Origin of the sequence: Brevundimonas sp. CEF1 (genome assembly GCF_051353055.1) — a bacterium.
Taxonomy (GTDB): domain Bacteria; phylum Pseudomonadota; class Alphaproteobacteria; order Caulobacterales; family Caulobacteraceae; genus Brevundimonas.
In genome coordinates, this window is the sequence record NZ_CP195593.1 from 3,121,977 (window position 1) to 3,143,460 (window position 21,484).

The window sequence follows — 21,484 nt, forward strand, 5'->3', positions numbered from 1 at the left end:
ATCAATCCACCGCGTCGGAAATACGCGTCCCGGCGATCAGGGCTTCGCGAGCCGACGAGGTCGTCTCGCCCTTGCCGTAACGGTCGAACACCACAGCCCGTCGCTGGGCGTCCGGCGGGGTCATGGCGCGCGGCGTGACGATGTCGCGCGGATTGGCGATCTGGGCCGCCAAGTTGGCGTTGACGGCGCAGCCGAAGTTCGAGGCCGACTGATTGTCGCCCGTGCGGGTCAGGCTGCCCCACCGGGTTCCGCACTGCGGCACGACGGCGCGAACAGTTTCGAAACCGGCCAGGATCGGCGCGCGCGGATCAGGGCCGTTGTAACCGACCACACGGATCAGATGGTCCGGCGCGCCGGCGGCCACCAGGCCCGCCTTGACGTTCCATGCCGCCTGGTTGGCGACCGGGTCGCCGCCGGCCGGCGCCTCGACCACCAGGATCGGCGCGCCTTCGATAGCGAAGCGCTGCACCAGACCAGCCAGCGCCGCCTGCTGGTTGGCGGACAGTCCATTTTCATGCACGGCCAGGGCGATGCGATCCATGCCCGGCTCGACCTGAAGGCTGTAGCGCGAAAGGGGCGTCAAAGGGGGCTCGCCGCCGAGGCTGGCGGGGCCACCCGCGCAACCGGCCAGCAGCAGGCCGCCGAGGACCAGGGTCGAGGACAGGGTGAGGAAGGATTTGGCGATCATCGCGCTCACTCGATCACATAGCCGACCGGCCCCTGCCATCCTGCCTGAGCGGAGGGGGCGGGCGAGCCATAGGCTTGGTTCAGTTGGCCGAAGAAGATGGCCTGGGCGTCCTGGGCGATGCGCAGGCCGTCAGCGGGCGTCTGCATCCGCCCCGGCGAGGTCGGGCTGACGATATAGGGCTCGACGATCACGACCAGTTCGGTCTCGCCCATCAGATAATCGCGCGAGCGGAACAACTGGCCCAGCACCGGCAGGTTGGTCATGCCCGGCAGGGAATCCACCGACTGGCGTGTGGTTTCCTGCAGCAGGCCGGCGATCATCATCGAGCCGCCCGAGGGGATTTCGATGGTGTTCTCGCTGCGACGAACCGACAGGCCCGGCAGGGTGATGGAGGAGGCCGTTCCGGCGCCGATGGTCAGGCCGCCGCTGGGCGTCAGTTCGGACACCTCGACCTTGACCTGCAGGCTGATGCGACCCTCGCTGAGCACGACTGGCCGGAAGGCCAGACCGACGCCATAGGGCTTGTATTCAACCGAGATCTGACCTTCACGGTCCCGCCCGGTCGGAATGGGAAACTCGCCGCCGGCCAGGAAGTTGGCGGCCTCGCCATTGGTCGAGGTCAGGTTCGGTTCGGCCAAGGTCCGCAGCAGGCCGACCCGTTCAAAGGCCTCCAGACAGGCGTTCGCATTCGTGCCCGTCACCGTCTTCCAGGCGGCGGTCGCGACGTCGGTGATGGCGTTGGTCACCGACGAGCCGGGGCCGGTCACCACCGTGTCCTGCGTGGTCGTGGTCGTGCTGTTGGACAGATTGTTCGTCCGCGCGCCGTTCTGCCCGTAGCACAGGCTGCCGCCCCCGCCCTGCACCCCGTTCACGCCGTAGCTGGAAGCTCGGCCAAAGCCGTAGGAATGGATGCCGTTGTTGCGCAGGATGTCGGTCGAGACGCCGAGCTGTTTGAGCGCCGAGCGCTGCACCTCGACCACGCGAACCTTCAGAGTCACCTGATCCGAACCGGCGACGCTGATCATGTTGACCAGCTTTTCCGGCGCGGAGACGAAGGCGCGGGCCACCTGGGCGGCGCGCTGGGCCTCGCCCGGACTGGCGGCCGTTCCGGTCAGGATGATGCTGTCATTGACCGCCTCGGCGCGGATGTCGGCGCCCGGCGCGACGCGGCTCAGCGTGTCCTGAAGCGCGCTGGTTCCGGCGTCCACACGCACCCGCAGCGCCAGGATGGTGCGGCCCGTCGCATCCAGGAAGACCGCGTCGGTTTCACCTGCCGCCATGCCGATCACCGTGATGCGGCGCGGGGAATGCAGCATGGCCTCGGCCACCTGCGGATTGGACACGATCACGTCGCGCGCGTCGGCCGGCAGGTCGACCGCGAACGAGGTGCCGCGCGGCAGGTTGACCATCTGCGGCCCGGAGCCGGTCGAGACGGCGGCGCGGGTCTGGGCCTGCGACGCGGACGTGGCCCCGCCGAGAGCGATCAGAGCGGCGCAGGCCGCCACGATCAAACGATTCATGCCCGGTTTCCTCATGGAACGGCGACCGCTTCGGCCTGGCCTTCGCGATAGACATGCACGACGCGGCCGGCGGCGGCCGCGTCTCCGCGACGCGCTGCGCCGGGAACCTGACCGGACGGCCCAGACGTGTCGGCGTAGGAACGCAGCACCAGCGACAGTTCGCCTTCGGACTTGGCCAGGGCCAGGGCCTCGGCGTCGCGGCCGCTCACCTCCAGGGTGGCGGTGGCGCCGACGACCGCCTGAGCGTCCTCGGCGGCGCGCGTGGCCTGGTCGATGGCCAGAACCTTGACGTTCTGCATCACGGTGGCGGCGACGAACTTGGTGGTTTCACCGCCGGACTGCCCGGTGTTGGGCAGCTTGACCTCACGGGTCAGCAGCACGTCGGCCCGATCGCCCGGCAGGATGAAGCCGCCGGCGGCGGTCTCGACGGTGACGCGAATGGCCATGGCCCGCATCCCGGGCTCCAGATAGGCGGCCATATAGCCGCTGTCGCCGGCGCGGACGACCTTGCGGGCGACAATCGGTTCGCCGGCCAGAATGGGCTCACGGACGACCGAGCCGATGTAGTCGGCCTTGGCGCCCCCCGAGTTCATATTCTCTGCGGCGCGGACCACGCGGGCGGCGGCGTCCTCGGCCTTCTTGACGGTGTCGACCTTGGCGTCAGCCGCCTTGCCTTCGCCTTCCTTGGCGGGCGCGGCGGGAACCGGCACGCTGCCGTCGGTGATGAAGACGGGATTGACCTCGTCCGCGGGCCAGTCCTTCCAGGTCAGGTCGGCGTCGGTCAGGCGGCGGCCGGGCTCCAGATCCTTGGCGGCGACCAAGACCTTGGCCATGGGACGGGTCTCGACGGCGGCCACGGCGGTCGCAGTCGGTTCGCCCGAGGGCGAACCCATGGCGCGCACGACCAGGGCCAGGCCGATGGCCGCGACAGCGGCGATACAGATGACAGCGATCTTGGCGGGCTTCATCGACGGTCTCCGGCAGGCGCGGCGACGTGGATTCGGTTCTTCGCCCCTTGCCGTTAACGATAGTGAGGCTTGTCGGTTAACGCGTCCCTAAGCCCGCCGAACGTCGTCAGCCGCCGGTAAAGGCCTGAACCACGGCGCTGGAAGGAAAGGCCAGGACGGCGCCGATGGCGATGGCGACGCCATAGGGAATGTCGCCCTTGGGTTGCAGCAGCCGCGCCACCCAGCCTGGGGCGTTCAGGGCGTAGACCTGCAGCCAGGTCCGCGCGGACAAGAGCACCAGACAGAAGGCGCCGCCCGCCAGACCTACGAACAGGACGAAGGGCAGAAGCCCCGCCACCCCCAGCCACAGGGCGGCGGCGGCCATCAGCTTGGCATCGCCTCCGCCGATCCAGCGCAGGGCGAACAGGCCCATACCGACGATCAGCACCGCCAGTCCAACAGCGAAATGCAGGGCGAAGGTCGTCCAGGACAGGCCGGCCAGCAGCGCCGCCGGCACAAAGGCGGCCATCAGGGCCAGGGACACCCAGTTGGGAATCTTCATCGTCGTTAGGTCGTTCAGACCACCGACGATCATCAGGGCCGGCAGGAAGGCCAGGGAGAGCAAGATCAGCATGTCCATGCGATGATCCTAGCGCCGCGACCGTTAAATCGAGGTTGCTGTGGGCGGACAGCGATTAGCCTTCGGTGATATTCTTAGGCGACGACATGTCCCCGCCTACCTTAACAAAACCAGCTTTCAGACTGGGTCCAAGCGCGACCAGAACCACTATCACTGCAATCGCCATCAGGGCCGCGATCAAGCTGTATTCAATTGAAGTAGCGCCGTCTTCGTCCTTGTTGAAACTCCGCTTCGTGAAGCCTCCCAACATCGCCGCGCTCCTCAGTTTCATGTGAAAAGGGCCGGAGCACACAATGCTCCGGCCCTCCGCATTCTTAGTGATTAGCCGCCGACGGTGATGTCAGTTTTATCCGCGCCGTCCATGCTCTTTCCAATCCCATCAAAGGCGGCCTTCATCTGCGGACCAAAGGCGGTCAGGCAGGCGATGATGGCGACGGCCATCAGAGCAGCGATCAGGCCATACTCAATGGCGGTAGCGCCGGATTCGTCGTTGGCGAAGTTCTTGATGAAGTTACGCATGAATATCTTCCTTCTTTGTCTAAGCGAGCAACAGTTCCATTACCAGGGTCACCGGTTTTGCCCGCTTGACCCCCGTTTGCATGGCGACAATGCGACGCCGATCATTAAGGGCGAGTAAAATGACCGCGATCGCTTCAAATTATTGATGGTTACTTTTGCGTTTACTATAGAAACATCAGATACAGCGGGCTTCACCCTCGCCTTCAGGAATTCTTGATCTTTCAACGTCAGGTTTCACGCCTAGCGCACGCGCGCGCTCGTTCATTCCCTCGGAGCCGCCGCCCATGCCCCGGACCTTCAAGACACTCAGGCTCGGCCTGACCGCCGCCCTGCTCGCATTCGGCCTCGCCGCCTCGGCGCAGGCCCAGTCACGCCCGCTGAATGTCGAGATCGACCACGCCACGCGGGTTCAACTGAGGGGTCCGGCGGGCTCGGTCATCGTCGCCAATCCTCGCATCGCCGATGTCACCGTGGTGGACGCCAACACCCTGTTCATCACCGGAAAGGGCTATGGCGTGACCGAGGTCATCGCCGTCGACGCCCTGGGGCGCCCCCTGTTCCAGAGCCAGGTCGTGGTCAGCGCCGGTTCGAACGGCTCGGTCCGCGTCTGGCGCGGCGGCCAGGCGACGGAAATGGCCTGCGGCTCCAGCTGCTCGCCCAGCGTGCGGGCCGTTCCGGCCTCCTGATCTCCATGGCCCGGCCGCTCCTCCGCCTTTCAGATTGGTCGTCGCCCAGGCGGCGGCGCGCGCGGGACGGCTCGGCGGCCGTCGAGTTCGGCATGATCGCCCTGCCCTTCTTCATCCTGCTGTTCGGCATTTTGGAGATCGGACTGCTGCTTCTGGTCGACGCCGTGGTCGAGACGGCGGTATCCGACATGGGCCGTCTGGTGCGCACCGGTCAGGCGCAACAGGGGGCGCTGACGCCCGCCGCACTGAAGCAAAAACTGTGCAACCAGATGAGCGTCTTCGCCGGCGACTGCCCGAAGCGCGCCTTCATTGATGTGCGCGTGGTCGAAAACTATAGCGACCCCATTGCGGACGACCCGCTGAAGTCCGGAGTCTTCGATCCTTCCGTGCTTGAATATTCGCCCGGCAACCCAGGCGACCGCGTTCTGGTGCGCGTCTGGTACGAGCAGCCGATCATCACCCCCTTCATCGCCCAGGCTGTGTCGCACACCAAGGACCACAAGGTGATGTTGACCACCTCCATGGCCTTCCGCAACGAGCCCTATCAATGAGGTCGCGCCTGTTCGCGCCCCTGATCCGCTTCTGGCGAGATCGACGCGGCGTCTCGGCCATCGAGTTCGCCCTGATCGCGCCGGTTGTGATGCTGATCTACTTTGGCATGGCCGAGTTCTGCCAAGCCTACATGGCCCAGCGCCGCGCCGGCCACACCGCCTCCACGGTGGCGGACCTGATGGCTCAATCGGAGCAGACATCGACCCAGGATGTGGCCGCGGTGTTCGCCATCGGCGACATGATCATGCGCCCCTTTTCCGCCGACAAGCTGTCGATCCGCGTCTCCAGCGTCACCATGGACGACAAGGGTGTGGCGCGCGTGGACTGGAGCCAGGCCAACGACAAGGCGCTAGATCCTCGCGCGAAAGCGGAGATCATCAGCGATCTTCCGCCGGGACTGATCGAAAGCGAACAGAGCCTGATCCTGGGAGAGACCGAGTTCGAATATAATTCGGCCTTCGGTCAGGTGATCAAGAAGCCGATCAAGTTCACCCGCAGCTATTACCTGCGGCCGCGAACGGTCGAAAAAGTCACCTGCTCCAACTGCTAGACCCCGGTCAGCGCCTCCTTCAGCGCCCGGATCTTGGCCTCGGTCTCCTCGCGCTCGGCGTGAGGATTGCTGTCGGCGACGATGCCGGCGCCCGCAAGGGCGCGCCAGGACCAGCCCCCCTCGCCACGCTCAAACGACGCCGTGCGGATCAGTACTGAGGCCGTCAGGCTATGGCCGCCCGCCAGCCCCAGGCCGAACAGCGAACCACACCAGGGGCCGCGCGGCGGCTCATGGCCAGAGATCACCTTCATGGCCTGGTGCTTGGGCGCCCCGGTGATCGAGCCCGGCGGGAAGGTCGCCTCCAGCACCTCGGCCGTACGGACGCCGGGCCGCGCCCTGGCCGTCACCGTCGAGACCAGATGGTGCACGGTGGGGTGACTCTCGACCTCGAACAAGCGCTCGACCCGCACCGAGCCGGGGACCGCCGCCCGCGCCAGGTCATTACGCATCAGGTCGACAATCATCAGGTTTTCGGCCCGATCCTTGGCGCTGGCGACCAGGTCAACAGCCAATTCCGCGTCGCGCACGGGATCGGCGTCACGCGGCCGTGTGCCCTTGATCGGCCGGGTCTCGATGCGGCCCGAGGCCGCGTCAAAGGTCAGAAACAGCTCCGGCGAGTTGGACACCAGCGCCCGCTCCCCCAGCCGCCAGAAGGCGCCATAGGCCGCGCCGCGCTCCGCCGCCAACCGCACGAAGACCTCGAACGGATCGCGCCCGCCGCTCAGCCGCCCGCTCCAGGCGCGGGCGATATTGGCCTGGAACAGCTCGCCCGCCGCGATGCGGTCCACGACGTCGGCCACCGCCGCCTCATAGGCTTCGGGCGTCGCCTCACCGTCAAAAGCGCCGGCGGGCGCGGACGGGATGGGCGGTTCAGCCGCCTCGGCCAACCAGCCCGCTGCGCGTCGGGCCTGCCCTTCCGCTTCGACCGCATCCGCGCCCCGCCCCACGGCGAAGACCTTGCTCGCCGCGTGGTCGAAGGCCAGCAGGGCCGGATAGCGGGCCAGCATCAGGTCGGGCCAGACCTCGGCCCGGCGTCCCGTCGCCGGTCGCGCGCCGGCGTCATAGCTCATCAAACCGACCACGCCGCCGGCGGCGAAAGCCGGGTCGCGCAAGGCGTCGAAGGGCGCCGCGTCATCTACCGCCCCGACGAAGACCCGATCCGGCTCGCAGGCGACAAAGGACCAGCGCCCGCCGTGGGCCGTGGGATCGCCGGCACCGGCCAGAAGGGCCAGCGCCCCGTCGCGGCGGTTCAGCCCGGCGGCGACGGCCAGAGGCTCGACCCAATCCAGCCGGGCGATGTGAATGACCGGCAGGCTCATTTCGTCAGCCGCGCCCGGATGCGTTGGCCCAGCGCCGCATCCACGCCCAGCGCCTGCTTGAGATAGGCCGCGACTGAGCCGTGTCGCGTCGCGATCTCGCCGAAGGCGCCGTCCAGATAGTCCGCCTCGACGCCGAGGAAGGCGACCACCGCGCCGTGCGAAGCCGGACGCCCCGTCATCTCGGTCAGCTTCTTCGCGATGCCTTCGGCGCGGCCCTCCAGATCGACGGCGACATTGGTCAGCAGATAGTCAGCGATCACGTCATCGCGCGACACGCCCAGAAGGCTGTGGGTCAGGGCCGCCAGAAGGCCGGTGCGGTCCTTGCCTGCCGCACAGTGGATCAGCACCGGGCCGTCGCTGTCGGCCAGGGCGCGGAAATAGCGGCTGAACAGATCGATGTGCGCCGGCTCGAACGGCAGCCGACGATAGGTCTCGGTCATGAAGGCGCGACCGGAATCCTCGGTCAGGTCGGCGGTCTTCAGGAAGGTGATGTGCGGGGCCTCGCCGCCGTCGTCGTGATCGCTCTCGATCACCTGACCGATCCAGCCGACAGGCCGGCGCGACGGCTGAGTGCGACGTTCGCTGGGGCGGCGCAGATCGACCACGGTGGCGAGGTTCAGCGTCGCCAGCTGCGCCAGATCGGTCTCGGTGGCCTTGGCCTGATGGGCGGACCGATACAGACGTCCGCGCGCGATCCGGCCTTCGCCGACGGCGTAGTCGCCATAGTCGCGAAAGTTGTCGAGGGCCTGAAACGGCAGAAGGCGGTCGCTCATGACCGCCTTCCTTAGACTATTCACCGATCAAGGCTACCGGGCGCCGACCAGACCGGACATGGCGTCCAGATAGGCGACAAAGGCGTCGCGCCCGGCGTCCGTCATCGTCGCCCGCGTCAGGGGCTTGCGGCCCTGAAAGCTCTTGGAGACCTCGACGAAGCCCGCCTCCTCCAGCTTTCTCAGGTGCACCGACAGATTGCCGTCCGTGGCCTGCAATCGGGTCTTCAGCTCGTTGAAATCCGCCGTCCCGACCCCCGATAGATAGGCCATGATCCCCAGGCGCACCCGGCCGTGGATGACCTCGTCGATGCGGCCGATATCGAAGTCTTCAACCGTGTCTGAGGCCATCAGATCACCTCCGAGGGTTCCTGGCGCACCAGCAGGACGCCGGGAACGAGCGCGAACAGGAACAACCCCGCCGCATAGCCCAGCCACATCAGCGGACTGCCGGTCAGGAAGGCGATCAGGGGCGCGGCGATCCAGCAGGCGATGGCCAGCTTCCACTGCCACTTCTGGTCGCTCATCGTCGCCGACACCGCCCAGCCCGAGCCGTAGAGGGCGAAGATCAGCGAGGGGAAGATCAGGGACGGGATCGTGCTATGGGTCTTCCAGCCGATCACCGCCATCGACAGCGACATGACGAAAATTCCGAGGCCGACGCCCATCCAGCCGGCGCCCGAAGCGCGATTGGCCGCCGACTGCGCGCCCGGTTTTCTATCGGTTTTGCGAATCTGCCAGATCAGGACCGCAAAGAAGGCCAGCATGGCGCCGCCCCACAAGATCGCATAGGCGACGGGCGGCACATCAAGGATGCCGCTATCGATGCCATAGGCGACAATCGATGCGAGGCCGAAAATCACACCGGCGGAAATCAGGATCGAACCGCCCAACAACGGGGCCTGCCGCCCCTCTTGGGCCAGGGCCTTCATATAGGCGATGTCGTCGTGGACGGACTGCACTTGGTCGCGGGTCATGGCGTCTCTCCCTGCCTGTTGATCGGACAGTGCGCCAAGAACTTTATGTTGTAAAGTTCTTTTTCTGAGACGGGACGCGCGACGCATTCTAGGCCTTGGTCATGCGCGTCGCCTTCCATCATATCGCCTATCAGCCCCTGGCCGTCTGCAACGCCCTGTCGATGGGCCGGCTGGAGGCCACGGCGGCGCGCGCCGGGCTGAAACCGGGCGCGCCCGTGATGGACATCGGCTGCGCCTATGGCGAAGTGTCGATCCATCTGGCGCGAACCTTCGGCTCACAGGTGACGGCGGTCGAACTGGACCCGGTCATGGCCGAGGGGGCTGCGGCGCGCGTCCAGACGGCGGGCCTGTCAGACCAGATTTCGGTGCGGCGCGAGACTTCGGCGGCGGCGCTGGCGGCCCTGCCCGCCTTCGACCTGATCGTGGCCATCGGCTCGACCGAACCGGCGGGCAAGGGATTGCGCGAACCCGCCGAGGTCTTCGCCGCCCTGGCCGCGCATCTGACGCCCGGCGGCGCCCTCCTGTGGGGCGACCTGTTCTGGAAGGAAGAGCCGCCCGCACCCTTGCGCCAACTGGTCGAAACCGGCGGCTATTACGTCAGTCACGAGGAATGGCAGGCGGCGGCCCGCGCGGCGCGGCTGAGCGTCGTCTCGGCCGAGATCAGCAACAAGGCCGAATGGGCCACCTATCGTACGACGATGGAGGCGGCCATCGCCGACTGGCTGGATGCCCATCCCGACCACGCCGACGCGCCCAGCGTCGCGGCCACCGCCCACCGCATCAAGATGATGCTGGACTTCGGCGCCCCCTACCTCGGCTTCGGCCTCTACCTGTTCAGGAAGGGCTGAAGCGCCCAACGAAAAGGGCGCCCGGGTGATCCCGAGCGCCCTCTCATTTCGTCATCACCTTGCGCTCAAGCAGCGCCCTCAACGGGCCTCAAGTAGCGCGAAGCGCGATAGGCCCTTCTTACCGGAATGGCGGCTCGTCGAAGGCGCGCAGCTTGCGCGAATGCAGCTTGCTGCCCTCGGCCCGCAGCAGGTCGACGGCCTGGATGCCGATCTGCAGGTGTTCCGAGATCGAGCCTTCGTAGAAGCGGTTGGCCTGACCCGGCAGCTTGATCTCGCCATGCAGCGGCTTGTCCGAGACGCACAGCAGGGTCCCGTAGGGCACGCGGAAGCGGTAGCCCTGGGCCGCGATAGTGGCCGATTCCATGTCGATGGCGACGGCGCGGCTCTGGTTGAAGCGCAGAGCCGACTTGGAATAGCGCAGCTCCCAATTGCGGTCGTCGGTGGTGACCACAGTGCCGGTGCGCAGCCGCTTCTTGACCTCTTCGCCCGGCGCGCCGGACACCAGCTTGGTCGCATCATAGAGGGCGCGCTGGACCTCGGCGATCGACGGGATCGGGATGTCGGCGGGCAGGACCGCGTCCAGGACGTGATCGTCGCGCAGATAGGCGTGGGCCAGGACGTAGTCGCCGATGGTCTGGCTGGCGCGCAGGCCGCCGCAGTGGCCGATCATCATCCAGGCGTGCGGACGGGTGACGGCCAGGTGGTCGCAGATGGTCTTGGCGTTGGACGGCCCGACCCCGATGTTGACCAGGGTGATGCCCTGACCGTCGGCGCGGGTCAGGTGGTAGGCGGGCATCTGATGCCGGCGCCAGGCCGCATCCATGATGGCGCGTTCCGGGTCAGGCGTCTCGCGGTCGATGACGACGCCGCCGGCGCACGACAGGGTCTGATAGACGCTGTTCGGATCGGCCAGCTGGGCGCAGGCCCAGCGCACGAACTCATCAACGTAGCGATGATAGTTGGTGAACAGGACATAGGACTGGACGTCCTCGACCGGGGTGCCGGTGTAGTGGCGCAGGCGGGCCAGCGAGAAGTCGGTGCGCAGGCCGTCGAACTGGGCCAGGGGGAAGTCCTCGCCCGGCGCGAACAGGCCGTCGGAGATCTCGTCGCCGATATGAGCTAGATCCGTGGTCGGGAACCAACGCGCGATAGCCGCCGTCATGGTGCTGTCCAGCGCCACGCCGGAACCGTCCAGCACATAGGGGAAGGGGATTTCCTGATCCGACGGCTCGACCGAAATAGTCGCGCCATATTCGTCGGCCAGCAGGGTCAACTGTTCCAGCAGATAGTCGCGGTACAGGTCGGGGCGGGTGACGGTGGTCGTATAGACGCCCGTGCGCGACAGGCGGGCGAAAGCTCGCGTCTCCAGGTCCTGCGGACGGTCGCCGAACCAGCTGACGGTCAGTCGCGGATAGGCGAACAGGCCGGCGGCCCGCGCCTCGACGTCGGCGCGTTCGCCGGTCTCGAGGAAGCGCTTCACTGCGGCTCGCAGATTGGCGACGGATTGATTGTAGAGGGTTTCGAGGCGGTCCAGCGCCGCCTGGGGGGTCATCTTGTCTGTCATGACTTCCTCTAGCGGAAAACCGTGACCATGGCGAGACGGGGGAAACACAAGGACACGACTGTTGACCAGCGGCCTCGGACAGGGTTCCGCTGCGCCCAGGAGGATCGCCCATGTCCAGACGCTCGATTTTCGCCGCCGCCCTGCTGGCCCTGACCGCCGCGCCCGCCCTGGCCGAGGTGAAGTCCGCCGCGCCCGGCGGCTTCGAGGTCGGCGGAACCGTGAACATCGACGCCTCGCCCGCCCGCGTCTGGACCGTGTTGACCGCGCCCGACGCCTGGTGGAGTCACGACCACCGCTGGTTCAAGGACTCGACCCTGTCCCTGGATCTCGCGCCCGGCGGCTGCTGGTGCGAACGGGCGGCAGACGGTCGCGTCTCGCGCCACCTGGAGACGGCCCTGGTCGAGCCAGACTTGAAGCTGGTGCTGCGCGGCGGCCTCGGCCCGCTGCAGGGTCAGGGCGCGAGCGGCGGTCTGACCTTCACACTGAGGCCCGAGGGCGCAGGCACGACCCTGACCTGGTCCTACATCGTCGGCGGCTATACGCCGGGCGGGCTGGAAGCCTGGGCGGCGCCCGTCGACGGCGTCCTGTCAGCGCAGATCGCCAGCCTCAAGACCCGCGCCGAGATCCCCGATTAGGCCAGCTCCCGACCAAAGAAGACCGCCGCGTCCGCGACCAGACCCGCCTCGTCCGAGAGGACAAGGCTCTGGACCCATCCGCCGACCGCCTCGATCCGGGCCGCCAGCATGGTCGCGGCCTGATCCCGGCCGCCCAGCCAGAGCGGCGCGGCGCCGGCCCGGACATAGGCCTCAGGGCGCGTCGCCGTCAGGTCGCGCCTCGTCTCTGGCGGCCGCTCCAGCGCCCCCGCCGCCCGGATCAGATCGGGCCGCCCCATAGCGGCCATGTAGCGCCGGTCCAAGGCGATCATCAGGGCGGCGTCCGCGCTTCTCCCCAAGCCCAGGACGCCCAGCCGTGCGGCATCGCCGCCGTATTCTGGCGCCCGATCCGCGACCCAGGCCGTGGCGACGGCGGCGTCCGCGACCATCGCCGCGCCCGAGCCGCGCACCATCCGCAGATCCGCCAGGGCGACGACAAAGCCGCGCCGCGCTATCTGACGGGCGATCCGACGCCCCTCGCCTCGCCGGTCGTCGAACACCACCAGGACCGGCAGGCCCGCCGCGCCGCGCGGGACATGCATCTCAACCGTCTGACGCGGATCAGGACCATAGCGCAGCCCCGGCCGGTCTCGCCTCGCCGCCCAAGCGTCGCCGAGCGGCGCGGCCGCAAGGCCGCCGATCAGGGAGAGGAACAGGCCTCGACGGGTCATGGCGCTCCGGCGACTGAGGAAGTCTCTTATCGCCACTCAGCGCGTCCGGCTCAACCGCCCCGCTTCATCGTCAGGCCTTGCGCGCCGCTGGCCGTCGCCGCTTCGGCAGGCCGCTGGGGTTGCCCCAGAAGGTGAAAACCGCCAGCGAACCCAGCAGGGTCAGAGCCACGCCCGAAGCGGCGACAACGAGGCGATACGGCAAGCCGCCGACTTTGGCCGCGTGGATTGGATACTGGGCATTGGCCACCCGCAGCCCCAGCGGCAGGCTCAAGGCGTCGCGCGTGCCGACGATGCGACCGTCGGCCGGGTCGAACCAGACCTGGGTGCGGCCGTTGGGCAGCCACTCCGCCGCCCGCTGCATCCGCAGGCTGATGAGGCCGCCGGACTTGGTCGGCAGGGACATGATGCGCGGCGCCGCATCGGGGAAGCGGCCTTGCGCTTCAATCATCATGGCCGGCCAGTCCAGATCGGGCGACAGGACGCCGCCCTCATGCTTGGGCGCGGCCATGATCGCCTTCAGGTCCTTGCCCGGCGACAGGGCCATGGCCAGACCCTCGTAGAGCGGCAGGGCCAGGATGGCCCCGGTCGTCAGCACCACCGCCAGCACCGGCGCGGTCCACACCCCCAGGTCGCGGTGATGCTTGACGATCCCGGCCCGCTTCCAGGTCTTCGGAAGGACGGCGAAGACAAAGGTCCGCCGCGTCGGCCACCATAGGATCACCCCGGTGATGACAAAGGCCAGACCCGCCAGACCCGCGATCCCGGCGATGGTCTTTCCGACATCCCCGATCAGCAGATAGTGGTGCAGGTCGAACAGCCACAGTTCCGGCCGCGCCCACAGGCTGTCCCAGCGCGCCACCACCTGCCCCGACTGGGTCGCATAGGCGCCGCGCGTCTTGTCCTCATAGTTCAGGCGATGAATGCCCAGCCGATCGTCCGCCAGGATGACCGAACGCGGCCGGTCGGACGCGGAAAAGGCCCGATCCAGCGCCGCTCCGATCACTTGGGGGTCCGAAGCCCGCGCCTCGGTCGCGTGGGGCACGACGGCGCGCAGCCAGTCGTCCTTGAACACCAGAACCGTTCCGGTCAGCCCCAGGACGAACAGCAGCAGACCGATCAGCCCCCCGGTCCAGCGATGCGCCAGTCGGACCAGACGCATCAGAAGCGACGGTCCCATCCGAGGGTGAAGGACCGGCCCCGACCGGCGAAGTAGCGCCGAGCGTCCGTCGGATTGCTGGTGTCGGAGCTATAGGTCACATAGTCCTCGTTGAAGAGGTTCTGCACCGCCAGCGACACGCCCCCGAACGAGAAGTCGTAACGCAGATAGGCGTCAGCCACTGTATAGCCTTCGAAGTCGTTGTCCGCGCTGAAGTCCTTAATCTTGAACTCACGAGCCAGATAGGCCTGAACCTGCAGGCGCATCGATAGCGGGCCGTTGGCGTAGACCGCAGCCGCATTGATCCGATCAGGCGAGATATTGGCGCCGTCCAGGTTGGTGTCGACCCGGCCGTCCTCATCGATGTCGGTCTTGCCGCGCAGACGGGCATAGCCGGTCGAAACCGTCAGCCCTTCGATCGAGGTGCGGGCCCGCAAGTTCAGTTCCAGCCCTTCGATCTCGACCGCCTGACGCTGGACGTCATAGACGCCGTCAGGGTTGCGAACGAGGAACTGCCCCAGGTCCGACGAAGACCAGAAGTAGGTCGCTCCGGCCTCGAACGGCCCGCGCTTCACCTCCAGGCCGATCTCCTGATTGTCCGAGACCACCGGACTGATGTCGAGGAAACTGTCGACCTGGACGCCGTCCACATTGATCGAGCGCAGGATGCGGCCGACGTCCGGCACGGTGTAGCCCTCGGCGTAGCTGGCGTAGGCGCGCACGCCGTCCATCGGCTCATAGACCACCCCGCCGTTGACCAGCGTCGCCTCGAACTTGGGCGTGCCGCCTTTCACACGACGCGAGCCGTAGGAAGCCAGGGTGGTGAAGTCGTTGACCGACAGCTCGACGTTTTCCTGACGCACGCCGCCAGCCAGGCGCACCTTGCCGTCGAACAGGCGCAGGTTGGCCTGAACGAAGGGGGCGACGCTCTGGAATTCGGTCGGCGGCACCCAGGCGCGGTTGGTGGCGATCAGCAACTGCTCGGTGCGGTCCTTCAGGGCGTCCAGACCCAGGGTCGCGGTCAGCCCCGGCACGCCCGGCACGGCCCGCTCATAGCTGGCGCGCGCGCCCAGCTTGCGCGAGCGGTTCGACGACTGGTCGAACAGGGTCCCAAGCGGGGCGATGCTGGCGTCCTGCATGGTGCTGGAGCGGTCGCCGCCGAAGGTGTCGCGCGTGCGGTTGAAGAAGACCTGGGCGCTGAAGTCGCCGCCCCACAGGTCGCTGTCGGTCAGAGAGGCCGAAACCGTCTCGACCCGATTGCCGGCGGGCTCGCCCTCGATCTGGCCGCGCTGACTGCTGGCCGGGCGGCCGATGTTGCGGTCACCCAAGACGAGGACATAGTCGCCATCACCCTTCAACTCGAAGCGGTTGGCCAGAAGATCAAGGCGCACCGTGTCCGTCAGATCCCAGCCGAAACGGCCGAAGAAGGACAGGGCCTTGGAATCCTGCACCTCGCCCTGGGTGTTGTCGACGCCGACCCGGCGGCCGTTGGCGTCATAGAAGGCGCCACGCTGATCATAGGCGACGCCGAAAACGCCGTCGAAATCACCGTGGCGATAGGCCGCCAGACCGCCCAGCTTGGCCCCGATGCCATCACCTTCCGGCCCGCCCGAGCTGGACACCTGGGCCAGCACCCGCCCCGTCAGCCCATCCTGGGTCGGCGCGCCCACCGTCACCTGGTTGACCACGCCGCCGGTGGCGCCGATGCCCTGCAGGGCGTTGGAGCCGTAGATCAGCTCCACCCGGTCCACGAAGAAGGGGTCGATCGTATAGCCGTCGCGCGAGCCGTCGCGGATCGGCGTCGACTGCGGAATGCCGTTGATGGCGAACAGCGGCGAGCGGCCGCGCAGGCTCTCGCCCGAGCCGGTCAGCTTCTGCCGCGTCGGCGAGAAGGACGGCGACAGGGTCGCGACCGCGTCGATCACCGAGCCGCTGATGGCCACCTGCTCCGACAGGGCCTTGCGGTCGATAACGTCCACCGTCATCGGCAGGGCGCTGGCTGGCAGAATGGTCCGCGCCGCCGTCACCACGACCTCCGCCACCGTGCTGACCTCTGGCTCCTGCCGCGTCGCCTGGGCGGCGGCGGTCGAGGCGAAGGCAGTCCCGGCCAGCAGGGTCGAGACGACGACAAAGCCGGACGATCGACGCAGCGACAGGGCGGGCGAGGCGAAGGGCATGAGGGGGAGGCTCCAGAAGAAGGCCTCGCGCTTAAATGCAATTGCGAGCGACTTGCAATACAATTCCGCCCGCCGGACGACGGTGAAACACCCCATTCGTCACACTTCACTCATCGATTTGTCGTAAAATATTTACATTGAGAAAATTGAGCGCATAATTCGCTCTGAGTCCGGAGCGAATTCCGGCCAAGGGAGGTATCGCATGCGCCTGATCGCCGTCGCCGTCTCGACCCTGCTGCTCGCCGGAGCCGCGCCTGCCCTGGCTCAAAGCCCGGAACAGAGTCCGCAGAGCCAGAGGCCGCAGCCGACGCGCGTCTCGGCCGTCCAGCCGCAGCGCGTGGTGCTGATCTGTGAGAGCGACGCCGCCACCCGCAGCGCCTTCACCCGCCAGTACGGCGCCGAGCCGATCTTCCTGACCGCGCGCGAGGCCGCCGAGGCCAGGACCGCTGGCCAGACCTGGGCCACGCCGCGCTGCATGACCGAGCGCGAGCACGGCCGCTATGTCCAGCTGACCCAGACCTACGCCGCCCATTAAAGCACGGTTCCAGAACGACAAAGGGCGCGGCCAGTGATGGTCGCGCCCTTCTTCATGGTCGGATGCCCGGCCCTACTTGGCCAGATACTTGTCCAGCCAGCCGAAGACCTCGTTGTGCCATTGCAGGCTGTTCGCCGGCTTCAGCACCCAGTGGTTCTCGTTGGGGAAGAAGACCAGTCGGCTGTCGATGCCGCGGCGTTGCAGCGCGGTATAGGTCGACAGGCCCTGAGCGGTCGGAATGCGGTAGTCGAGGTCGCCCTGGACCACCATCATCGGCGTCTTCCAGTTCTGGACGTGGTTGGCCGGGTTGAACTTCTGATAGCCCTCCGGGTTCTCCCACGGCGTGCCGCCGTATTCCCACTCGGTGAACCACAGCTCCTCGGTCGAATAGCCCATGCCGAAGGTGTCGAAGACGCCGTCATGGTTGACCAGGCACTTGAACGCGTCGGACCAGTTGCCGGCGATCCAGTTGATCATATAGCCGCCGTACGACGCGCCCAGGGCGCAGGCGTTGTTCCCGTCGAGGAAGCTGTACTTCTCCTGAGCCGCGGCCCAGCCCTTCTGCAGGTCTTCCAGCGGGCGGTCGCCCCAGTGCTGGCTGATGGCGTCGGTGAATTCCTGGCCGTAACCGGTCGAGCCGTGGAAATCGATCATCACCACCGCATAGCCGGCGCCCGCATAGGTCTCGGGGTTCCAGCGGTAGGACCAGCCGTTGCCGAACGAGCCCTGCGGCCCGCCGTGGATCAGGAAGGCGACCGGATACTTCTGACCCTCGACGTAGTTGGCAGGCTTGATGACGAAGCCGTGCACCGTCTCGTCATTCCAGCCGGGGAAGCTGAACTGCTCAGCCGCGCCAAAGGCCTTGTTCGCCAGTTGCGGGTTCACATTGGTCAGGCGACGCGGCATCTCGCGACCGCGCCAGGTCTTGAAATAGAGGTCGGCGGGCGAGGTCAGGGTGTCGACCGACATGACGAAGCCCGAGGGCGTCTGCTGGAAGGCGCCGACATGGCCCTCGCCCGTCAGCGGCAGGACCGAGCCGTTGCGCGCATCAATGGCGAACAGGCGGGTCTGACCGACGTCGCCGGCGGTGGTGTAGAGGGTCTTGCCGTCCGCCGACCATTGCAGGCCATCGGCCGAGCGATCCCAGTTGGCCGCGATCTGGCGCGTCTGGCCGGTGGCGACGTCACGCAGGAAGATCGAATACTTGTCGGCCTCGAAGCCCGGACGGGCCATGGCGCGATAGGCCAGGGTCTGGCCGTCCGGCGAGAAGACCGGGCCGGTGTCCCAGGCGGGGTTGGCCTCGGTCAGGTTGGTCAGTTGACCGGGCGCCGAAACCGCGACGCTGTAGAGGTCGAAATTGGTGCTCCACGGCTCGCTCTTGCCGGCGTGACGCGCCGAGAAGACCAGCGAATGGCCGTCGGGGGCGAAGACGAACTCGCTCTCGTCGCCGAAGGGCTTGGAGGGGGTGTCGCCATCAAAGCCCTTGGTCACCCAGACCGGATCGCCGCCGGCCTTGCCGTCGGTGCCGACGGTCTGGACGAAGAGGTGGTTTTGGGTGTGGTCGCTCCAGGTGTCCCAGTGGCGCACGAACATGCGGTCATAGACCTGCCCCGTCGACTTCACCTCGGCGGCGGCCTTGGCGCGCTCGACCGAGGCGTTCAGGTCGGGCGCTTCCGGATAGACGGCCAGAGACACGGCTACCGCGTCACCGGCGCCATTGATGCGGTAGGCGTTGACGTCGGTTGGCAGGCTGGTGACCTGCGTCGCCGTCGCGCCCTTGTCGCCCGAGACCCAGACCTGGCTCGAACCCGACCGGCCCGACAGGAAGTAGAGCTTGCCGTCGGCGCCCCAGCGCGCGGTGTTGGCGCCGCCTTCGGAGATGGCCAGCTTCTGCGCCTCGCCCTCGCCCTTCAGGCTCAGGATGTAGAGGGCGCTGGAGCGGCGGTTGGCGGCCACGTCGGTCTGGGTCAGTGAATAGACCACCCACTCGCCGTCCGGCGACACCTGGGGATCGCCCAGCCGGTTGGCCGAGATCATGTCCTGATAGGTGAAGGCGTTGCTGGCCGCCGTGGCGGTCGCCGCAGCGGGCGCCGGGGCCTCGGCCAGAGCCGGCAGGGCCGAAGCCGTCAGCAGGGCGACGGCGCTGAGGCCGCTCAGAAGATGGGGCAGGTGACGCATGGGCGATGATCCTCTCGGCTTCGCGAAATTCTTGGCCGCAGGCGTAGCACCGGCGACGCTGGCGTCAAACCCGACTTTGGGCCCTCGACCATGGTCAGGACCGCTTGCCGCCGCCGCCCGGAGCGGCGACAAGCAGGGGCATGAGTCCTGCTTCCCCTCATATCGTCGACGTGCTGATCGCCGAGCGCGCGCCGCGCCTGACGCGGTCACCCGCCTGGCCGCTGGTCCGCCCCGCCCTTTACGGCCTGCTGGACTACGCCAAGGCCCGGCGCATGGCCGACGCCATCGGCCCGATGGGCGGGCGTCAGGCGCTGGACTATGTCTCAGACCTGCTGGAACTGACGGTCGAGACGCAGAACCTGAACCGCCTGCCCGCCACGGGCCGCTGCCTGGTGATCTGCAACCACCCGACCGGCATCGCCGACGGTCTGGCCGTCCACGACGCCCTGCGGACCGTGCGCGACGACCTGATCTATTTCGCCAACGCCGACGCCCTGCGAGTCTCGCCCCGCCTGGCGGAAACCGTCGTCCCGGTCGAATGGGTCACGGCCAAGCGCACCCGCGAAAAGACCCGCGCCACGCTTCAATCCGCCAAGGACGCCTTCGAGGCCGAACGCTGCGTCGTCATGTTCCCCGCCGGACGGCTGGCCCGCGTGGATGAGCAAGGCCGCCTGACCGATCCCGAATGGGCCACGACGGCGGCGTCTCTGGCGCGCAAATACGAAGCCCCGGTGGTCCCGATCCACGTCGCCGGGCCGACCAGCCGCCTGTTCCACCTGTTCGACCGCTTCTCGCAGGAACTGCGCGACATCACCCTTTTCCACGAACTGCTGAACAAGCAGGGGCGTGAGTTCGACCTCAGCGTCGGCCTGCCCATCCCGCCCGCGCGACTGGACGTGGACGCCGCCCGAGCCACCGAGGCGCTCAAGACCTTTGTCGAGCGCGTTCTCGCGACCGACCCCGACGCGGTGTTCGCATGACCACCTTTGAACTGATCGACGCCGAGGCCACCACCCGTCTCGGCCAGGCCATCGCTCCCCTGCTGGAGCCCGGTGAATCCGTCCTGCTCTACGGCCCCCTCGGCATGGGCAAGTCGACCCTGGCGCGCGGCCTGATCCGCGCCCTGACCTCGCCCGACGAGGACGTGCCGAGCCCGACCTTCACTCTGGTCCAGTTCTACGAGAGCGATCCGCCCATCGCCCACTTCGACCTCTATCGCCTCAGCCGTCCCGAAGAAGCCTTCGAGATCGGCCTGGACGAGGCGCTGGACGAGGGCTGCGCCCTGATCGAATGGCCCGAACGGCTGGGCGAGGATCCAGGCCATATGCTGGGCACTGACCGGCTGAGCATCACCATCGCCGAGGACGGCGAAGGCCGCCTTGCGTCCGTTATTGGCGCAGGCGCGTGGGAAGCGAAACTGAAGGAACTCCATGTCTGACCGCGAAGCCCTCCGTCTCGATTTTCTGCGCTCGGCTGGTCTGGCCGAGGCCGTCCGCGCGCCCCTGCCCGGCGACGCCTCGACGCGCCGTTACGAGCGGCTGACCACGGCCACCGGCGCCAGCCTGATGCTGATGGATCAGGCCCCCGCCGCCGAGAGCCAGCCCTGTGATCCGTCCTGGACGCCCGCCGAACGCCACGCCCACGGCTGGAACGCCGTCGCCCGCCTGTCCGCCGGCCGCATCGAGGCCTTCGCCGCCGTCGCCGCTCACCTGAAATCGCTGGGCCTGTCCGCGCCCGACATCGTCGCCGTTGATGCGCCCAATGGCCTGGCCGTGATCGAGGACTTCGGTGACGCGCTGTTCGCGAACGTGATCGCTGAAGGCGCCGAGGAAGCCCCCCTCTACCGCGCCGCCGTCGAGGCCCTGGCCGTGCTGCACGCCGCCCCGACGCCCGAGGTCCTGACGGGGGCTGCGGGCGACTGGCCCCTGCTGACCTATGACCAGACGGCGCTGCAGGGCGGGGCCGACCTGTTCGTCGAATGGCTGCCGAAACTGGTGCCGTCGCTGGTCTTCAACAGCGACGCCGTCGCCGAGTGGCGCGACGTCTGGGCCCCGATCACGGCGGCGGGCGAGGCGGGCGCCACCGTCATGGCCCACCGCGACTATCACGCCGAGAACCTGATCCGGCTGGACGGCAAGACCGGCGCCGCCTCGGTCGGACTGATCGACTTCCAGGACGCGGTGAAGGCCCACCCCTCGTGGGACCTGCACTCCCTGTTGCAGGACGCCCGCCGCGACGTCTCGCCCGAACTGGAGGCCCTGGCGCTCGGCCACTATTTCGCTCTGCGGCCCGAGACCGACCGCGAAGCCTTCATGGCATCCTACGCCGGGCTGGCGGCGCTGAACGAGGCGCGCATCCTCGGCATCTTCGCCCGCCTGATCGCCCGCGACGCCAAGCCCAAATACGCCGCCTTCATGCCCCGCATGTGGGCCCACCTGAACGCCAACCTGAAGGCGCCGGGGCTCGAAGCCGTCGCCGGCTGGATGGACCGCCACGTGCCGGAGGACATGCGTCGATGACCGCCCCTGCCAACG

At 67.7% G+C, this 21,484-nt stretch carries 24 protein-coding genes; 9 read left to right on the plus strand and 15 right to left on the minus strand.

Features of this window, described 5'->3' with window-relative positions; all coding sequences use genetic code 11:
- Window position 1: 1 nt before the first annotated feature.
- The 6 genes from ACR9FL_RS15755 to ACR9FL_RS15780 form a co-directional block, all read right to left on the minus strand.
- Window positions 2-688 carry a CpaD family pilus assembly protein gene (locus ACR9FL_RS15755; protein WP_436356295.1) on the minus strand — a complete coding sequence of 229 codons (687 nt, stop codon included), beginning with the start codon at window positions 686-688 and terminating at the stop codon, window positions 2-4.
- 5 nt (window positions 689-693) lie between these two features.
- Window positions 694-2,208 carry a type II and III secretion system protein family protein gene (locus ACR9FL_RS15760; RefSeq protein ID WP_436356296.1) on the minus strand — a complete coding sequence of 505 codons (1,515 nt, stop codon included), beginning with the start codon at window positions 2,206-2,208 and terminating at the stop codon, window positions 694-696.
- A gap of 11 nt (window positions 2,209-2,219) precedes the next feature.
- The gene (gene cpaB / locus ACR9FL_RS15765; RefSeq protein ID WP_436356297.1) at window positions 2,220-3,176 is read right to left on the minus strand and encodes a Flp pilus assembly protein CpaB; all 957 of its coding nucleotides are present in this window, start codon (window positions 3,174-3,176) and stop codon (window positions 2,220-2,222) included.
- 106 nt (window positions 3,177-3,282) lie between these two features.
- The gene (locus ACR9FL_RS15770; protein WP_436356298.1) at window positions 3,283-3,795 is read right to left on the minus strand and encodes an A24 family peptidase; all 513 of its coding nucleotides are present in this window, start codon (window positions 3,793-3,795) and stop codon (window positions 3,283-3,285) included.
- Window positions 3,796-3,850: 55 nt separating this feature from the next.
- Window positions 3,851-4,045, minus strand: coding sequence for a Flp family type IVb pilin (locus tag ACR9FL_RS15775; RefSeq protein WP_436356299.1), 195 nt, complete (start codon window positions 4,043-4,045; stop codon window positions 3,851-3,853).
- A 71-nt stretch (window positions 4,046-4,116) separates the two neighbouring features.
- Window positions 4,117-4,314, minus strand: a complete 198-nt coding sequence (locus ACR9FL_RS15780) for a Flp family type IVb pilin (RefSeq protein WP_436356300.1) — start codon at window positions 4,312-4,314, stop codon at window positions 4,117-4,119.
- A gap of 284 nt (window positions 4,315-4,598) precedes the next feature.
- Between ACR9FL_RS15780 and ACR9FL_RS15785 the strand changes: the two genes are divergently transcribed.
- From ACR9FL_RS15785 to ACR9FL_RS15795, 3 genes are all read left to right on the plus strand, one after another.
- On the plus strand, window positions 4,599-5,000 hold the full coding sequence (locus tag ACR9FL_RS15785; protein WP_436356301.1) for a pilus assembly protein N-terminal domain-containing protein: 402 nt from the start codon (window positions 4,599-4,601) through the stop codon (window positions 4,998-5,000).
- A 92-nt stretch (window positions 5,001-5,092) separates the two neighbouring features.
- Window positions 5,093-5,551 carry a pilus assembly protein gene (locus ACR9FL_RS15790; protein ID WP_233190237.1) on the plus strand — a complete coding sequence of 153 codons (459 nt, stop codon included), beginning with the start codon at window positions 5,093-5,095 and terminating at the stop codon, window positions 5,549-5,551.
- Window positions 5,548-6,102, plus strand: a complete 555-nt coding sequence (locus ACR9FL_RS15795) for a TadE/TadG family type IV pilus assembly protein (RefSeq protein WP_436356302.1) — start codon at window positions 5,548-5,550, stop codon at window positions 6,100-6,102. The genes ACR9FL_RS15790 and ACR9FL_RS15795 overlap by 4 nt, the downstream gene beginning before the upstream one ends.
- Here ACR9FL_RS15795 and ACR9FL_RS15800 read toward each other — a convergent pair.
- The 4 genes from ACR9FL_RS15800 to ACR9FL_RS15815 are packed head-to-tail and all read right to left on the minus strand — an operon-like array spanning window position 6,099 to window position 9,168.
- A complete protein-coding gene (locus ACR9FL_RS15800; RefSeq protein ID WP_436356303.1) occupies window positions 6,099-7,421 on the minus strand; it encodes an anthranilate synthase component I family protein in 1,323 nt (440 codons plus the stop codon). The genes ACR9FL_RS15795 and ACR9FL_RS15800 overlap by 4 nt on opposite strands.
- Window positions 7,418-8,194 (minus strand): tyrosine-protein phosphatase, encoded by a 777-nt coding sequence (locus tag ACR9FL_RS15805; RefSeq protein WP_436356304.1) that lies wholly within the window; start codon window positions 8,192-8,194, stop codon window positions 7,418-7,420. Before ACR9FL_RS15805 ends, ACR9FL_RS15800 begins: the two co-directional genes overlap by 4 nt.
- 33 nt (window positions 8,195-8,227) lie before the next feature.
- Entirely contained in the window at window positions 8,228-8,542 is a 315-nt protein-coding gene (locus ACR9FL_RS15810) for a winged helix-turn-helix domain-containing protein (RefSeq protein ID WP_436356305.1), read from the minus strand.
- Window positions 8,542-9,168: a hypothetical protein gene (locus ACR9FL_RS15815; RefSeq protein WP_436356306.1), complete on the minus strand. Its 627-nt coding sequence runs from the start codon at window positions 9,166-9,168 to the stop codon at window positions 8,542-8,544. Before ACR9FL_RS15815 ends, ACR9FL_RS15810 begins: the two co-directional genes overlap by 1 nt.
- Window positions 9,169-9,269: 101 nt before the next feature.
- On the opposite strand from ACR9FL_RS15815, the gene ACR9FL_RS15820 reads away from it, so the two are divergent.
- Complete coding sequence (locus ACR9FL_RS15820; protein ID WP_436356307.1) at window positions 9,270-10,016, plus strand: SAM-dependent methyltransferase; 747 nt, start codon at window positions 9,270-9,272, stop codon at window positions 10,014-10,016.
- Between the two features lie 118 nt (window positions 10,017-10,134).
- Here ACR9FL_RS15820 and ACR9FL_RS15825 read toward each other — a convergent pair whose 3' ends face one another.
- Complete coding sequence (locus ACR9FL_RS15825; protein WP_436356308.1) at window positions 10,135-11,580, minus strand: AMP nucleosidase; 1,446 nt, start codon at window positions 11,578-11,580, stop codon at window positions 10,135-10,137.
- A 110-nt stretch (window positions 11,581-11,690) separates the two neighbouring features.
- Here ACR9FL_RS15825 and ACR9FL_RS15830 point away from each other — a divergent pair, with 110 nt between their 5' ends.
- Window positions 11,691-12,215, plus strand: coding sequence for an SRPBCC family protein (locus ACR9FL_RS15830; RefSeq protein WP_436356309.1), 525 nt, complete (start codon window positions 11,691-11,693; stop codon window positions 12,213-12,215).
- Here the strand turns inward: ACR9FL_RS15830 and ACR9FL_RS15835 are convergent.
- The 3 genes from ACR9FL_RS15835 to ACR9FL_RS15845 form a co-directional block, all read right to left on the minus strand.
- Entirely contained in the window at window positions 12,212-12,904 is a 693-nt protein-coding gene (locus tag ACR9FL_RS15835; protein WP_436356310.1) for a hypothetical protein, read from the minus strand. The two genes, ACR9FL_RS15830 and ACR9FL_RS15835, sit on opposite strands and share 4 nt — an antisense overlap.
- A gap of 70 nt (window positions 12,905-12,974) precedes the next feature.
- Window positions 12,975-14,063 carry a PepSY-associated TM helix domain-containing protein gene (locus ACR9FL_RS15840; RefSeq protein WP_436356311.1) on the minus strand — a complete coding sequence of 363 codons (1,089 nt, stop codon included), beginning with the start codon at window positions 14,061-14,063 and terminating at the stop codon, window positions 12,975-12,977.
- The gene (locus tag ACR9FL_RS15845; RefSeq protein WP_436356312.1) at window positions 14,063-16,237 is read right to left on the minus strand and encodes a TonB-dependent receptor; all 2,175 of its coding nucleotides are present in this window, start codon (window positions 16,235-16,237) and stop codon (window positions 14,063-14,065) included. The genes ACR9FL_RS15840 and ACR9FL_RS15845 overlap by 1 nt, the downstream gene beginning before the upstream one ends.
- Before the next feature lie 202 nt (window positions 16,238-16,439).
- Between ACR9FL_RS15845 and ACR9FL_RS15850 the strand changes: the two genes are divergently transcribed.
- Window positions 16,440-16,772 (plus strand): hypothetical protein, encoded by a 333-nt coding sequence (locus ACR9FL_RS15850; RefSeq protein ID WP_436356313.1) that lies wholly within the window; start codon window positions 16,440-16,442, stop codon window positions 16,770-16,772.
- Between the two features lie 72 nt (window positions 16,773-16,844).
- Here ACR9FL_RS15850 and ACR9FL_RS15855 read toward each other — a convergent pair whose 3' ends face one another.
- Window positions 16,845-18,950 (minus strand): prolyl oligopeptidase family serine peptidase, encoded by a 2,106-nt coding sequence (locus ACR9FL_RS15855; RefSeq protein WP_436356314.1) that lies wholly within the window; start codon window positions 18,948-18,950, stop codon window positions 16,845-16,847.
- 140 nt (window positions 18,951-19,090) lie between these two features.
- Between ACR9FL_RS15855 and ACR9FL_RS15860 the strand changes: the two genes are divergently transcribed.
- From ACR9FL_RS15860 to amgK, 3 genes are read left to right on the plus strand one after another with little or no spacing between them, the layout of a single operon-like run.
- Window positions 19,091-19,930 (plus strand): GNAT family N-acetyltransferase, encoded by an 840-nt coding sequence (locus ACR9FL_RS15860; RefSeq protein WP_436356315.1) that lies wholly within the window; start codon window positions 19,091-19,093, stop codon window positions 19,928-19,930.
- Window positions 19,927-20,388: a tRNA (adenosine(37)-N6)-threonylcarbamoyltransferase complex ATPase subunit type 1 TsaE gene (gene tsaE, locus ACR9FL_RS15865; RefSeq protein WP_436356316.1), complete on the plus strand. Its 462-nt coding sequence runs from the start codon at window positions 19,927-19,929 to the stop codon at window positions 20,386-20,388. Before ACR9FL_RS15860 ends, tsaE begins: the two co-directional genes overlap by 4 nt.
- Window positions 20,381-21,469, plus strand: a complete 1,089-nt coding sequence (gene amgK, locus ACR9FL_RS15870; RefSeq protein WP_436356317.1) for an N-acetylmuramate/N-acetylglucosamine kinase AmgK — start codon at window positions 20,381-20,383, stop codon at window positions 21,467-21,469. The genes tsaE and amgK overlap by 8 nt, the downstream gene beginning before the upstream one ends.
- The last annotated feature ends 15 nt before the right edge of the window (window positions 21,470-21,484 follow it).